The organism is Sutcliffiella horikoshii (assembly GCF_019931755.1).
GTDB classification, from domain to species: domain Bacteria; phylum Bacillota; class Bacilli; order Bacillales; family Bacillaceae_I; genus Sutcliffiella_A; species Sutcliffiella_A horikoshii_E.
On record NZ_CP082918.1, the window covers coordinates 3084451 to 3099383 of the forward strand.

Sequence of the window (14933 nt, forward strand, 5' to 3'; positions counted from 1 at the left end):
CTTCTCGCGGAAAGATTGGAGGGTATAATAATAAAGAGCACTCTCCCAAAGGAAAGTGCTCTTTTATCATTATGCAGAAGTCTTTTCGTCTTGTTTCAACTCAGACCCATCATCTAAAATTAACTTCGGCGCCACATTGTCAGCAACCGTTTCAGCTGTAATCACACACTTCTTGATATCTTCACGAGAAGGAAGCTCATACATCACATCTAGCATGATTCCTTCAATGATAGATCTCAATCCACGCGCACCAGTTTTTCTTTCGATTGCTTTTTTCGCAATCTCAGATAATGCACCCTCTTCAAACTCCAGTTCCACATTATCAAGATCAAGCATTTTTTGATATTGCTTCACAAGTGCATTCTTAGGCTTTGTAAGGATTTCAATTAGCGCATCTTCATCAAGCGGCATTAAGCTTGCTGTAACAGGAAGACGTCCGATGAATTCCGGAATCAAACCGAAACGAAGTAAATCTTCCGGCAATACTTTGCCAAGCAATTCTTTTTGCTCTAGATCATCCGCTTTCGTTTCAGCAGTACCGAAACCGATAACTTTCTTACCTAGACGGCGTTTGATGATTTGCTCGATTCCGTCAAATGCTCCCCCGCAAATAAATAGGATGTTCGTCGTATCGATTTGGATGAATTCTTGATGCGGATGCTTACGTCCACCTTGAGGAGGAACGCTTGCAACTGTACCTTCAAGAATTTTCAATAGTGCTTGCTGTACACCTTCACCGGATACATCGCGAGTGATGGATGGATTTTCAGATTTACGCGCTACTTTATCAATTTCATCGATGTAGATGATTCCTTTTTCAGCTTTCTCCACATCATAATCAGCAGCTTGAATCAGTTTTAACAGAATGTTTTCCACGTCTTCCCCAACATAACCAGCTTCTGTTAAGGAAGTCGCATCTGCAATGGCAAATGGTACATTCAGAATTCTTGCAAGTGTTTGAGCAAGAAGAGTTTTACCGCTACCAGTTGGTCCGATCATGGCAATATTACTCTTGGCAAGCTCTACATCATCAATCTTACTGTTGGAATTAATACGCTTATAGTGGTTATAAACGGCTACAGATAAAGATTTCTTCGCCGACTCCTGACCAATAACATATTCGTCTAAAATATCGCGAATTTCTTTTGGTTTTGGAACGTCTTTAAATTCTACTTCTTCCTCTGTACCCAACTCTTCTTCTACGATTTCCGTACAAAGTTCAATACATTCATCACATATGTATACGCCTGGACCTGCTACAAGTTTACGAACTTGATCTTGTGTCTTTCCACAGAAAGAACACTTTAATTGTCCTTTTTCGTCATTAAATTTAAACAAATTGTTTCACCCCTTATCATTTCTCTCTTTTCCCATCCATCGGCTGGTTCCTAAAAAATGAGAAAAACTCATCACTTTTAAAAAATAGTTATGTACTGCATTTTACCACATTTTTGCCTAACATTTCTAATAATAATACTTTGGTTATGTATGGATATTTTAGAAGATGGGTCCGTACTATTGTATCCATGAATTCATTTTACTAACACAGTGATGAATGGAAAAAGCGGAAAACTTTACTTTTAAAAAGGTCAAAATGGTACAAAACAAGGCACGATCAAGTCGCGCCTTGTCTCTTATACTCTATTATGCAACATCTTTGCTATTTTCTACAAGGAAATCAATTGCTTTTCTGATTTTCAAATCTTCTTTAAGACCTTCCAAGCTACCTAATGCTTGCTTGATTTGGTCAACAGACATGTTGTACATGCCAGCCATTTTTTCGATTTCTTCGTTTGCTTCCTCATCTGTTACTTCGATGTTTTCAGCTTTAGAGATCGCTTCAAGCGTAAGGTTCATTTTCACACGCTTTTCTGCATCTTCTTTCATTTGAGTGCGAAGAGCTTCTTCATCTTGACCGGAGAACTGGAAGTAAAGCTCCATGTTCATGCCTTGCATTTGAAGGCGCTGTTCGAATTCACGAACCATGCGGTCAGTTTCAGTTTTCACCATCGCTTCAGGAATTTCCACTTCTGCGTTAGCAGCAGCTTTGTCCACTAGCGTGTCGCGTAGGTGGTTGTCAGCTTCCGTTTTCTTCGCTTCTTCTAGGCGAGCTTTTGTTTTTGCTTTAAGCTCTTCAAGCGTTTCAACTTCTTCGTCTACATCTTTCGCGAACTCATCGTCAAGTGCAGGAAGTTCTTTTGTTTTGATTTCGTGTACAGTTACTTTAAAAACTGCAGGCTTACCAGCAAGCTCTTCAGCATGGTACTCTTCAGGGAAAGAAACTTCTACTTCTTTCTCCGCTCCAGCTGCAAGACCTACTAATTGCTCTTCGAAACCTGGGATGAAAGTGTTAGAACCGATTTCTAAAGAATAGTTCTCTGCTTTTCCGCCTTCGAATGCTTCGCCGTTAACGAATCCTTCAAAATCCATAACAACAGTATCGCCGTTCTCTACAGTTCCTTCTTCTTTCACTGCAAGCTCAGCTTGACGCTCTTGAAGGCCTTTCAAGTCAGCTTCTACATCTTCGTCAGTAACGTTAGCGTCTAGACGCTCAACTTCTAACCCTTTGTATTCGCCAAGTTTAACTTCAGGCTTAACAATCACTTTCGCAGTGAAAACAAGCTTTTCGTTTTTAGCGATTGTTTCGATGTCGATTTCTGGTTGATCAACAGGCTCGATTCCAGTTTCAACAACTGCGTTAGAGTATGCAGTTGGAAGAATGATATCAAGAGCATCTTGATATAAAGATTCTACACCAAAACGTTGTTCGAACATTCCACGAGGAATTTTCCCTTTACGGAAACCTGGCACGTTTACTTTTGTAACTACTTTTTTGAATGCTGCGTCAAGACCTTTATTAACTGTTTCCGCATCAACTTCAACTGTTAATACGCCTTGATTACCTTCTAACTTTTCCCATTTAGCAGACATAATTTTCCCTCCAACATCTATTTTCAAAAAAGATAATGATTTTCACACCATCTAATCTGATGAACCACACATGGTGGTTGTTGTTTTCTACATTTTTGCTGCAAGTACACAGTCTTAAACACCCCTTGTTACAAGAGGTTAATCTAAGAACCTATTTCGTATATACAGTTTACAACCCTTACATTATAACATAATCCCAGATGAGTTCAACACATAGCCTCATAATCGTAAATATGAAAAATCTTCAAGCTTATTGATTTCCCTTGTGACCGACTTTACTTCCAGAGCTGACACATTATATTCCGCTGCAATTTCTTCATCGCTTGCTTCCAAACCAAACAATCCCACCCCGGCACTATGCAGCCCAGCAGCCCATACTTCTGGTTTATCCGGTGTGAATGGCAATGGAAACTGAACCGTATGTATTCGGACGAGCATCTCTTTCAATCCTTCAAAAAGAGATGGATTATCACTTTCCACTGTATCTTCTAGTATAGAAATGACTTTATTTAAGAAAGGATCCTCTTCGCCACTGTTTAATTCAGTGGGAACTATGGTAATTCTCTGTCCCATTTTAATCACTTCTGTTTCCTTGTCCCAGCCTTGTTCTTTAAGAATGTGGAGCAAGAAGGTTTTCAGGACCGGATGCTTCCGTTCATCCTCTAAGTACTTTTGAATATCAGGGATGAGCGGACGTATGTTACGGTGCTTCAACGATTGAATGAGTTCATATTGTTTTTGAATCGGTCCGTCATGAAGCATATTTAACTCATCTATATCGTCGGTCGCCTGCCCATATTCAGGTTCAAACTGTTCTGCATTCTCATCTGAAGGCAGCATCTTTCTAGCAAACTCGAGAAGCTGATAGAAATTTTGCGCATACTGTGCCGGCAACTTGTCTTCTTCTAAGATAGCTTCAATGGTCGTTTTGACTTCGTCATACTCCTTTAATTGGATAAGGATTGTTATGTATATCTGAAGCACATGAAAATAATCGCCGATATCTTCGCGCAGCATTTTCTTGCAGCGATTTCTTGCCTCTGTTAACTGGCCAAGTTCCATGTAGCAAACAACCATGCCAAGCTCTACTTCTGCATAGGCATACTCATTTTCACGAGCTTGTTCAAAAAGCTCTAACGCTTCGGAAAACTTCTTTTCTTTCATGGTCTGCATGGCTTTTTCCAGCAGTCTTTGTTTTAGATTGGGGAACTCTACTATCTTTTTCTCTTTTTTCATATGTAGGTAGCCGTCCTATTTTTATTGTTGTGAAATATTTGAAACAAGTTTATCAGTGTTTGGAGGGGAGCACAAGTAATAGGGGGGGATGATACACTTTGTAGATTGTCTATTTGACCGAACTATTTGTGATCGCTGCTGTTTTGTCTAATAGAAGCAGTTCTATTCGACCGAACAGGGATTAACCGCTGCTGTTTTGTCTAATAGAAGCGGTCTATTCGACCGAACGGGGATTAACCACTGCTGTTTTGTCTAATAGAAGCGGTCTATTCGACCGAACGGGGATTAACCACTGCTGTTTTGTCTAATAGAAGCGGTCTATTCGACCGAACAAGGATTAGCCGCTGCTGTTTTGTCTAATAGAAGCGGTCTATTCGACCGAACAACGTGTGGTTGCTGTTATCTTGTCTATTAGAAACAAAAAAACACCATGCCATCATTTTCATCAACACTCTTCATAAAAGTGTTCATAAAAATGCACATAGTGTTTATTAGGTAAAATGGCGTCCCAGGAGGGATTCGAACCCCCGACACACGCCTTAGAAGGGCGTTGCTCTATCCAGCTGAGCTACTGGGACATTATTGTTCAATATGTATTGCTTGCTACTTTTGATAAGAAATATTTACTAATTATCATCAGCGACAAGATTTATTATATGAGATATAGAATTTAAAGTCAACACTTTTTAAAAACTTTTCTCAAATAATTTTAACTCACTTGTCTCTTCTATAAAAGAGAGGGGTAATCCCTCTCTCCTATCACTTCTCAAATGTATGGGAAGAAAGTTTTTCTCCCTTTTCATTATAGTAGTGTACAAAATAACAGGCATCTTTTGCATCTAGTATAGCATACGTTTTATTCCGTGTCATACGTGGAAGTTCAATGCTGCCGGGGTTGATGAAGAGGATCCCGTCCAAATATTCCACACCTGCAATATGTGAATGGCCGAAACACGCGATATTCGCATTTTCCTCTTCAGCAGCGTATTTTATTGGCAGTAAAGAAGATTTCACCTGATAAAGGTGACCGTGTGTAGCAAAAAGTCGATGGTTGCCAATTTCCTTGGTTAATTGTTGAGGATAATCATCGTCAAAATCGCAGTTTCCTCTTACTCCATAAAAGCCTTTCATTTCTTCACTTGATGAAGGAAGTTCAGAATCCCCGCAATGGATGAATAAATCCACTTCCCCTTGATGACGGGCTTTTATTTGCCGCAGTACCTCTGCTTGTCCGTGATTGTCACTAACAATTAAAACTTTCATGCTTCCACTCCTAGTTTTTGCGGGAGAGCATCTCCCACTGATTGGTTAACTGACTGATGGCATTTCCTCTGTGACTGATTTCACTTTTTTCCTCTTTGGATAGCTGGGCCATCGTTCTCTGCTTCTCTTTTACATAAAAAATAGGGTCATAGCCGAAGCCATTCTCTCCTATTGGCTCTTGAGAGATGATTCCTTCACATGTCCCGCGAACGGTAAACTTTTCTCCTTCAGGATCCACTACTGCAAGGACACATACAAACCGTGCCGTACGTTTTTCATCCGAAACGTCTTTTAATCCATCAAGTACCTTTTGAATATTTTTTCTATCATCCTTTTCCATACCCGCATATCGTGCAGAGTACACACCAGGTTCACCATTTAATGCATCTACCTCCAGGCCAGAATCATCTGCAAGCACGATCTTCCCAAGGTGTGCCGCCACTGCTTCAGCCTTCAACAAAGCATTTTCTTCAAAAGTGGTGCCTGTTTCCTCCACGTCAGGTATTTCAGGAAAGTCAGCAAGAGATTTCACATGGAATCCTTTTGGTTCCAAAATTACTTTAAAATCTTTTACCTTTCCCGGGTTATTCGTCGCAATAATTATTTCCGTCATCTTAATATTCTCCTTTTCTACTAGCGATGATACCCTCAGCCAATGTTCCCAACGCTTTCTTTTGTTCCTCTACCAAATGTAAAATACCTTCTTCAGCCAGGTCCAACATTTCATTAAGCTGTTTTCTTGTAAAAGTTGCCTCTTCGCCAGTACCCTGCAATTCCACCAGATCCAACGACCCGGTCATGATGACGTTCATATCCACTTGGGCAGTGGAATCTTCTATGTAGTTTAAATCTAGCAATGGTTGACCATCTTCCATCACGCCAACGGATGTTGCTGCTAAAAAGTCCGTAACAGGGAGACTTGTTATCTTCTTTGCTTCGACGAGTTTTTGAAAAGCGAGGACCATCGCCACAAAGGCTCCGGTGATGGAAGCGGTTCTCGTTCCCCCGTCCGCCTGAATGACATCACAGTCTATCCATATTGTTTTTTCGCCTATTTTATCTAGCTCTACAACCGAACGGAGAGCACGGCCGATCAGCCGCTGAATTTCCATTGTCCTCCCGGTTACCTTGCCCTTGGTGGACTCTCGTATCGTTCTTTTTTCGGTTGCCCGCGGAAGCATGGAATACTCTGCTGTGATCCACCCTTTTCCCCCACCGCGCATAAATGGCGGCACTCTGTCTTCTATGGTGGCGGAACAGATTACTTTCGTGTTTCCAACACAAATCAAAACAGATCCTTCAGGATGAGTGATGTAGTCTGTAATAATTTCAATTTTCCTTAATTGATTAAGCTCTCTACCATCTGTTCTTGACATACTTACAAGCTCCTTTTATCTCCAATAAAAATAAAGAAGAGGCAGCATAGCACCTCTTCTAATCATTCTTCCCTTAGTATAACAAATTTCAGACGTTAAAACCTGCCTGTGTTTACTTTTTCAGGGCGTGCGACAGGCTCAGAAATGTTTGTTCCATCCGTTGCCATCAAATCGCCTTCCCCATCAACCGTAATCGCAATGCTTTCAACCCCTGTTTGTTCGGTTAATGTCAGAACCAGTGAATCAACAATGGATTTCGATACAATTCTTCCTTCTAAGCCAAGGATAGCCTCATTGAAATTCAATACCAGATTTCCATCGGCCAGGACCGGTTCATCCAGGAGTGCCACTTCATTTGACAAATCATTGGTTAAACCTGAAGTATGGGATGGACCATTGATCAGCGCATCTACAATCGCGGAAAACTTATCTTTCCCTTCCAAGTTTAAACGTGTGGTAACAGGAACATAGTAAGGGTCTCCGTTACTGCTTTCTGCCATAAAGTACAACGTTACAGCACGAGAACTCATTAGATCCACCGCTTCAGCAGTATTAAAATTGATTCCATTCGCTCTGCTCACACCATCACCAATCGGCGTTTGATTGACCGGCATCACTGTTTGCTCATGGCCGTTCACCATGATTTGCACTTTCTCCACATTTTCAAACTGTGTCAGTGTCCAAGTGATGGCTTGTAGAATTCTTTCTTCATCTGCTTTATCATAATTAGTGAATTCTTTGGAAAAGTCGGCTACGATCGTTCCGTCCTCTTTAAGGTTAACGTCCACTGCCGTTCCAGCCGGTAAGACAGCTCTAAACCCGTTCGGAAGCAACTCATCAACCGGACCTCCGGCAACTAAGTATTCTAATGCCTGTTTCGCCACTTCATCTGTTCTTGGAAGCTCCAACGTCTGCGAAACAACGTATCCATTGCTATCAATTAAGTATAATTCTCTTTGCACTTTTTCTGAAACTGCAGCCTCTTCTCCATCTGTTTCTTCTCCTGCGGTTTCATTCTCACTCTCTGCACCAGTTTCACTTGCGGCATCATCTACATATGAAACATCTTGCGGAATATCCTCTTCTTTTCCTGCCTGCTCGTCACCTCCAAATAATCCACATCCAGATAATAATACAGAAGAAGCAAGCACGGCAGCAGCAGTCAATTTCACTTTTTTATGAGACATAGGTTTCCCTCCTAAGACGGTTTGTACTACTATGTATACGAGCTATTCCAAAAAATAGACCGAGCTTTGGAAAAAGTTTTGTCCCATAAAAATGAACGAAAAAAAACAGGCCGGAAAGCTTCCGTCCTGTTTTCATCGTTCTTTATATCCCAATCGGATCCAACACAATCGTCTTTACATTCTCGACAGGCTGTTCAAAAAGCTTGCTTGCTATCTTTTCAAAAAGCTCTTTTGAACCGGTTGTGTAAAATTGATGGTCTTCTGTACGCTGTTTTTTATTTAACAGTTTTTTGAAGTTGAGGATGGTACTTACTTCTCGAGCCGTTTCATCCCCAGAACTGATCAGTTGAATGCCTTCCCCCATTACGGCCTGGATGGTAGTCGTTAAAAGCGGATAATGCGTGCAGCCAAGAATTAGTGTATCTATTTTCGATCCTTTAAAAAGGTGAAGGGTATCTTCCACTATTTCTTTCGCACGCTCTCCTTCAAATTCGCCGCTTTCCACTAATGGTACGAAGTTTGGACATGCCAAGCTTTCTACCTTTACTTCATTGTTAATGGATTTCAAGGCATTGGCATATGCACCACTGTTTATCGTCCCTACAGTTCCGATGACACCCACCTGATAATTGGATGTAACCTTCAAGGCCGTTCTGGCCCCAGGGTCCACCACTCCTATTACCGGTATGTCCAACTGCTCCCGTATCTCTTCCAATACAACAGCCGTTGCTGTGTTACAGGCGATAACAAGCATTTTTATATCATGAGTCAATAAATATCTTGTCATCTCCCATGTATATAGACGAACTTCATCAACAGGCCGTGGTCCATAAGGGCAACGCGCTGTATCTCCTAAGTAAATAATGCGCTCTTTCGGCAACTGACGCATAATTTCCTTCGCAACGGTCAACCCGCCAACGCCAGAATCAATAACTCCAATTGGTCTTTGCAACTAAATCCCTCATTCTTTCATTTCTAGATGTAATCGTGCTAAACACTTTTCTAACATGAAAATTTCATCTTTGGAATAGTTCTTTAGTATGTTTTGCAAATAGTCCTGACGTTTTTTCACCACTTCCGCAATGATACGCTCTCCTTCTTCTAAAAGGTGGATGCGAACCACACGGCGGTCGTTAGGATCCTTCACACGTTGAACCAGTTCATTCTTTTCCATACGGTCCACAAGGTCTGTGGTCGTACTGCAAGCTAAATACATCTTTGTGGACAATTCACCGATTGTCATATCTCCACCTTCAAGAAGCCATTGCAACGCAACAAACTGCGGAGGAGTAATGGTGTAATTGCTTAAAATTTCGCGACCCTTTTGTTTTACTAAAGTCGCTATGTATCTTAACGATTTCTCAATATCTGCTACTAACTGCGGATCCTGCAATACTGCTTCATTCTGATTCGTCATTCTCGACCCTCTTTCTTCCCTTTTTCTTTTTATCTGAACATAGATGTCATGTAGTCTGTGTCTAGTATGTTTATTTTCTTATGTTTTCATATAAAATGCAAGATGTAAAGGCTTATAAACATATTTGCCCACATAGAAATACTTGGGTTTATTCAAAGGTAAATAACCGACTACCACTCATAACTGTTTTGTCAGAAGATAGTCGGCAGTTTAAGTTAAAGCTCTAATTCTCCCATGCGAAGAAGCTCGACAACTGCTTGGGAACGCCCCTTTACTCCCAGCTTTTGCATAGCATTTGAAATGTGGTTCCGAACTGTCTTTTCACTGATAAACAACTCACCAGCAATCTCTTTGGTCGTCTTATCCTGAACTAACAGCTCAAATACTTCTCTTTCTCTTTTGGTAAGCAATGGCTTTGGTTGAAACTCTTTCTCCTTCAATAATTGTAACCCTCCTTGCCTTAGCCAGAGCTGAACTAGCGGATGGGTGTATATTTAGTCATGGTATAATATGTTAGAAGGAGGGCGGGAGTTACATGTATTTAGACGTATTTTATATTATTTTTTCAATGTTTCTCGGGAAAGAAAGAGATTTCGTTGTTCTTCACTCCAAGCTTCCCCTTTTCCAGTGTGCTTGTTGAGTTGTACCATACGTCCTCTTCCGACAAAACACGGCTCTCCATTCCCCTTTCTACCTAGGTAATGCAGATCAACGGAAGATGTTCCTACTTGATGTGCTTTCACGCATACATTAAGTTCTTCTCCAAAATAAACCTGCTGAAGGAAATCGCATTGCAGGTCCGCAACGACTGGAATGGTGTTGCTTCCCTGTTGTGTCCAGTCTTGCATAAAGCCAAGGCTTTTGAAGAATTCGATTCTGGCTTCTTCAAAATAAACGAATGGGACTGTGTTATTTAAATGACCGAACATGTCAGTTTCGGAAAATCTCACTCTCACGTCGTGACTGAATGAGAACTCATTCATCCATTGTTGCAAATCTTCTATATAAGCTGGTTTTTTCATAACCTAGTCCTCCCTAATTGAGTATATTTATATGTTGGTTATAACTCCCTGTTTCCTTTCGTTCCAGGTGTTCGCTTATCCAGAGGACGGTGCTTGAGCCTCCTCGGCTTCGCCTGCGGGGTCTCAAGCTACCGTTATCCCCCGCAGGAGTCTCACACCTTGCACTTCAGTCAACAGGGGGAACTGCATTAGTAATTATAGAAATTGAATGGAACAACCTAGTTGATTGTAGTGGAAGGCGCGCAGACTTCCGCGGGAGGAAGGGACAGGGGAGACCCCGCAGGCTTGCCGAGGAGGCTCCCGGACCGCCCGCAGAAAAGCGAAGCGCCTGGAACGGAAATCAACGGTGGTTTAAATCATTCTGAATTTTCTAACATGCGCTTTTGTAAAAAAACGCCCCTTTTAGGTAAGAGGCGTTCTGTTGGTTGTTTATTAGCCTTGGTCGGAACCAAAGAAGTTTCTGAACATCTGAACTGTCGTGTCGCGGTTAAGTGCTGCGATAGATGTTGTAAGAGGGATACCTTTCGGGCAAGACTGCACACAGTTCTGTGAGTTACCGCAGTTTGCAAGGCCTCCGTCTCCCATGATTGCTTCAAGACGTTCGGATTTGTTCATTTCCCCAGTTGGATGCGCGTTGAATAGACGCACTTGGGAAAGTGGTGCAGGACCGATGAACTCGGACTTGCTGTTTACGTTAGGGCAAGCTTCCAGGCAAACACCACATGTCATACATTTGGAAAGCTCATACGCCCATTGTCGTTTTTTCTCAGGCATACGTGGACCAGGTCCAAGATCGTATGTGCCATCGATTGGAATCCATGCTTTTACCTTTTTCAAGGAATCGAACATGCGGCTTCTATCGACTTGAAGGTCACGAACGACAGGGAATGTGCTCATTGGTTCAAGAACGATCGGTTGCTCCAATTGGTCGACAAGCGCCGTACAGGATTGACGCGGCTTGCCATTGATGACCATTGAACATGCACCACACACTTCCTCCAAACAGTTCATATCCCAGTTTACAGGAGTTGTCTCTTTTCCATCTTTATTGACAGGGTTACGACGAACTTCCATTAGTGCAGAGATTACGTTCATGTTCGGGCGGTATGCCAATTCAAAAGTTTCATAGTAAGGGGTTCCCTCGGGACCATCTTGACGCTTCACTTTAAACGTTACAGTTTTAGTTTGTTCAGCCATCATTCTTTACCCCCTTTTTTCTTAGAGTAGTCACGCTTACGCGGCGGAATCAAGCTTACGTCTACATCTTCGTAATGGAACTCTGGTGCAGATTTAGGGCCTGTGAATTTCGCCATTGTAGTTTTTAGGAATTCCTCGTCATTACGCTCTGGGAAGTCCGGTTTATAGTGCGCTCCACGGCTCTCATTACGGTTGTATGCACCGATTGTGATAACACGGGCTAACTGAAGCATATGTTGCAGCTGACGCGTGAACGCCGCACCTTGGTTGCTCCATTTTGCCGTATCGTGGATGTTGATATTATCATAACGCTCAAGAAGCTCTTGGATTTTCTCATCCGTTTGCTTCAGCTTGTCGTTGTAACGAACAACTGTTACGTTGTCTGTCATCCACTCTCCAAGCTCTTTATGAAGCACATAGGCATTCTCTGTACCGTTCATTGTCATGATCTTGTTCCACTTTGCTTCTTCTTCTTTTACATAGCGATCGAAAAGAGACGTTCCAAGAGAATCTGTGGATTTTTCTAATCCATTCATGTATTCTACCGCTTTTGGACCAGCTACCATACCACCGTAGATTGCAGATAGTAAGGAGTTCGCTCCAAGTCGGTTTGCACCATGCTGGGAATAATCACACTCACCTGCAGCAAATAGTCCAGGGATGTTTGTCATTTGGTCATAATCGACCCAGATTCCGCCCATGGAATAGTGAACAGCAGGGAAGATTTTCATTGGTACTTTACGCGGATCATCACCCATGAATTTTTCATAGATTTCAATGATACCACCAAGTTTGACATCCAATTCTTTCGGATCTTTATGAGAAAGATCCAGGTATACCATGTTTTCACCGTTGACACCAAGCTTCTGGTTAACACACACATCAAAGATTTCACGTGTTGCGATGTCACGTGGTACAAGGTTACCGTAAGCTGGGTATTTTTCCTCAAGGAAGTACCAAGGCTTACCGTCTTTATATGTCCAAACACGTCCGCCCTCTCCACGAGCTGACTCACTCATTAGACGAAGCTTGTCATCTCCAGGAATTGCTGTCGGGTGAATCTGAATGAACTCACCGTTCGCATAATAAGCACCTTGCTGATACACGATCGATGCTGCAGAACCTGTGTTGATAACAGAGTTTGTTGATTTTCCGAAGATGATACCAGGTCCACCAGTTGCCATGATTACAGCATCTGCAGGGAATGATACGATCTCCATGCTTGTAAGGTTTTGTGCGACAACTCCGCGGCAAACGCCATCTTCATCGATAACAGAACCTAAGAATTCCCAGCCTTCATATTTTGTTACAAGACCGGATACTTCGTGACGGCGAACTTGCTCGTCTAGTGCGTATAACAACTGCTGACCTGTTGTTGCTCCAGCAAATGCTGTACGGTGATGCTGTGTTCCACCAAAGCGACGGAAGTCTAGTAATCCCTCAGGAGTACGGTTGAACATAACTCCCATACGGTCCAATAGATGGATGATTCCTGGTGCCGCTTCACACATAGCTTTTACAGGAGGCTGATTCGCTAGGAAATCTCCCCCGTATACGGAATCGTCAAAGTGTTCCCATGGAGAATCCCCTTCTCCTTTAGTGTTTACTGCCCCGTTAATTCCACCCTGGGCACAAACTGAGTGAGAACGTTTAACTGGTACTAATGAAAATAGATCAACTGGTACACCGGCTTCAGCGACTTTGATGGTTGCCATCAATCCCGCAAGTCCACCGCCGACCACGATAACTTTTTTACTCATATGTAACTCACTCCTTAATAGTTGCTGTTTAGACGAATGCTAGAATTGCACGTACCCCTACGAAAGATAATGCAAAGAAAATCCCGATTGTTACGTAGGTTGCAATAAGTTGAGAACGAGGAGTTACTGTAATTCCCCAGCTTACACAGAAAGACCAAAGTCCATTTGCAAAGTGGAAGATTGTTGCAATTACCCCAACAATGTAGAACCAGAACATGAACGGACTGGACAGGATGTCTGCCATCATGTTGTAGTTAACGTCCGCACCTAGTGCAGCTGCGATTCTCGTTTCCCATACATGCCATACGATAAAAATTAATGTAACGATTCCTGTAAAGCGTTGAAGCATAAACATCCAGTTACGAACAAATCCATACTTGCTTACATTGTTTTTTGCTGTAAAAGCAATATATAAGCCATAGATAGCGTGGAATAGGATTGGAAGAAAGATTACAAAAATTTCTAGTGCATAACGGAACGGCAAGCTTTCCATAAAATGTGCCGCTTTGTTGAATGATTCTGGCCCTTTTGTCGCAAAGTGGTTGATAACCAAATGCTGAACCAAGAAAAGACCAACAGGAATGACTCCTAGTAACGAGTGGAGCCTACGAAGTAAAAATTCACGTTCAGTTGCCATCACTTAACCCCCTTTTTCAAGTAAGAAAATAGATTAGATGTTTTGTAAGTTCTGCTTTTCACTATCTATTATAGTAAAAAATCATTGAACTCTCCATCTCGTTTTTTAAACTTTCAATATAATGAAAGCCTTTACAGATTTATCGACAAATATGTGACATATTTATTTTACTCCCCTATATGTGTAGCGTCAAGAAAACGCGACCAAAAATTGCACTTTTAAAAATACTTTTACCATCGGATAATTATCAGAAAAATATAAAAATATATTAATAGAATAAAATACTCCATACGTTTCATTTATTAACCCGGTTGGATGGTATATAATGAACATAGAGAAAGAGGGGAACTAAATGACTGAATCGAACAACCAACAACAAGTGATGGACACACAAATTCAAGTCCCTATCTTCGGGTACGAACTGATCCGCGATATGCTTTTACCTGACCTATTGGGGAAAGATCATACCCAGGTCATCTATTGGGCAGGAAAGCAGCTCGCACGCAAGTTTACCATTGATACTCAAGAGGGAATCGGCGAGTTTTTTAAAGAAGCAGGCTGGGGAGAACTTGAATTATTGGAACAGAACAAGCATGAAGTTAAGTACGTGATCCGCGGGGAAATGGTGACGCGCCGCCTTGACTTGAATAAAGACGCGACATTCCAACTTGAAGCAGGATTTCTTGCTGAACAGACTCAACGTCTTAAAGGCAAAACTGCGGAAGCGATTGAGGAACAGAAAAAGAAAAAAGAGATACTGATAACAGTGCAGTGGGATAAATAATGATGTTGCTGCCTCAAGGGTGGTTGGCCTGAACTTAATCGGTGGGTTCACACTGCCTTACGGGTGGCAATTTGATAGAACATGTCGTTCCTTGTCGAACGGCATGTATTTTTTATTTACGGA

At 41.9% G+C, this 14933-nt stretch carries 15 protein-coding genes and 1 tRNA gene; 1 reads left to right on the forward strand and 15 read right to left on the reverse strand.

The annotated features are described in order from the left end of the window. Positions 1–69: 69 nt before the first annotated feature. The 15 genes from clpX to K7887_RS15950 form a co-directional block, all read right to left on the reverse strand. On the reverse strand, positions 70–1338 hold the full coding sequence (clpX, locus tag K7887_RS15880; RefSeq protein ID WP_148979770.1) for an ATP-dependent protease ATP-binding subunit ClpX: 1269 nt from the start codon (positions 1336–1338) through the stop codon (positions 70–72). Between the two features lie 306 nt (positions 1339–1644). Beyond that, positions 1645–2931 (reverse strand): trigger factor, encoded by a 1287-nt coding sequence (gene tig / locus K7887_RS15885; RefSeq protein WP_223490477.1) that lies wholly within the window; start codon positions 2929–2931, stop codon positions 1645–1647. A 219-nt stretch (positions 2932–3150) separates the two neighbouring features. Continuing rightward, positions 3151–4167, reverse strand: a complete 1017-nt coding sequence (locus K7887_RS15890) for a tetratricopeptide repeat protein (protein WP_223490478.1) — start codon at positions 4165–4167, stop codon at positions 3151–3153. 501 nt (positions 4168–4668) lie between these two features. Then, positions 4669–4745, reverse strand: a tRNA-Arg gene (locus K7887_RS15895). A 181-nt stretch (positions 4746–4926) separates the two neighbouring features. Continuing rightward, a complete protein-coding gene (locus K7887_RS15900; RefSeq protein WP_223490479.1) occupies positions 4927–5430 on the reverse strand; it encodes a metallophosphoesterase in 504 nt (167 codons plus the stop codon). Positions 5431–5440: 10 nt separating this feature from the next. Beyond that, positions 5441–6043, reverse strand: a complete 603-nt coding sequence (locus K7887_RS15905) for an XTP/dITP diphosphatase (RefSeq protein ID WP_223490481.1) — start codon at positions 6041–6043, stop codon at positions 5441–5443. A 1-nt stretch (position 6044) separates the two neighbouring features. Next, positions 6045–6806 (reverse strand): ribonuclease PH, encoded by a 762-nt coding sequence (gene rph, locus K7887_RS15910; RefSeq protein ID WP_223490483.1) that lies wholly within the window; start codon positions 6804–6806, stop codon positions 6045–6047. Between the two features lie 95 nt (positions 6807–6901). Continuing rightward, entirely contained in the window at positions 6902–7993 is a 1092-nt protein-coding gene (locus tag K7887_RS15915) for a GerMN domain-containing protein (protein WP_223490485.1), read from the reverse strand. A gap of 142 nt (positions 7994–8135) precedes the next feature. Continuing rightward, positions 8136–8945 carry a glutamate racemase gene (gene racE, locus K7887_RS15920; protein ID WP_223490488.1) on the reverse strand — a complete coding sequence of 270 codons (810 nt, stop codon included), beginning with the start codon at positions 8943–8945 and terminating at the stop codon, positions 8136–8138. Between the two features lie 9 nt (positions 8946–8954). Continuing rightward, positions 8955–9410, reverse strand: coding sequence for a MarR family winged helix-turn-helix transcriptional regulator (locus K7887_RS15925; RefSeq protein WP_063560031.1), 456 nt, complete (start codon positions 9408–9410; stop codon positions 8955–8957). A 215-nt stretch (positions 9411–9625) separates the two neighbouring features. After that, complete coding sequence (gerE, locus tag K7887_RS15930) at positions 9626–9850, reverse strand: spore germination transcription factor GerE (RefSeq protein WP_047972062.1); 225 nt, start codon at positions 9848–9850, stop codon at positions 9626–9628. A gap of 117 nt (positions 9851–9967) precedes the next feature. Continuing rightward, positions 9968–10432: an acyl-CoA thioesterase gene (locus K7887_RS15935; protein ID WP_223490490.1), complete on the reverse strand. Its 465-nt coding sequence runs from the start codon at positions 10430–10432 to the stop codon at positions 9968–9970. A gap of 432 nt (positions 10433–10864) precedes the next feature. Beyond that, complete coding sequence (gene sdhB / locus K7887_RS15940) at positions 10865–11632, reverse strand: succinate dehydrogenase iron-sulfur subunit (protein WP_223490492.1); 768 nt, start codon at positions 11630–11632, stop codon at positions 10865–10867. Further along, complete coding sequence (gene sdhA, locus K7887_RS15945; RefSeq protein ID WP_223490493.1) at positions 11629–13389, reverse strand: succinate dehydrogenase flavoprotein subunit; 1761 nt, start codon at positions 13387–13389, stop codon at positions 11629–11631. The genes sdhB and sdhA overlap by 4 nt, the downstream gene beginning before the upstream one ends. A gap of 28 nt (positions 13390–13417) precedes the next feature. Next, a complete protein-coding gene (locus K7887_RS15950) occupies positions 13418–14026 on the reverse strand; it encodes a succinate dehydrogenase cytochrome b558 subunit (protein ID WP_223490495.1) in 609 nt (202 codons plus the stop codon). Positions 14027–14378: 352 nt separating this feature from the next. Here K7887_RS15950 and K7887_RS15955 point away from each other — a divergent pair, with 352 nt between their 5' ends. Then, positions 14379–14810, forward strand: a complete 432-nt coding sequence (locus tag K7887_RS15955) for a YslB family protein (protein ID WP_223490497.1) — start codon at positions 14379–14381, stop codon at positions 14808–14810. The last annotated feature ends 123 nt before the right edge of the window (positions 14811–14933 follow it).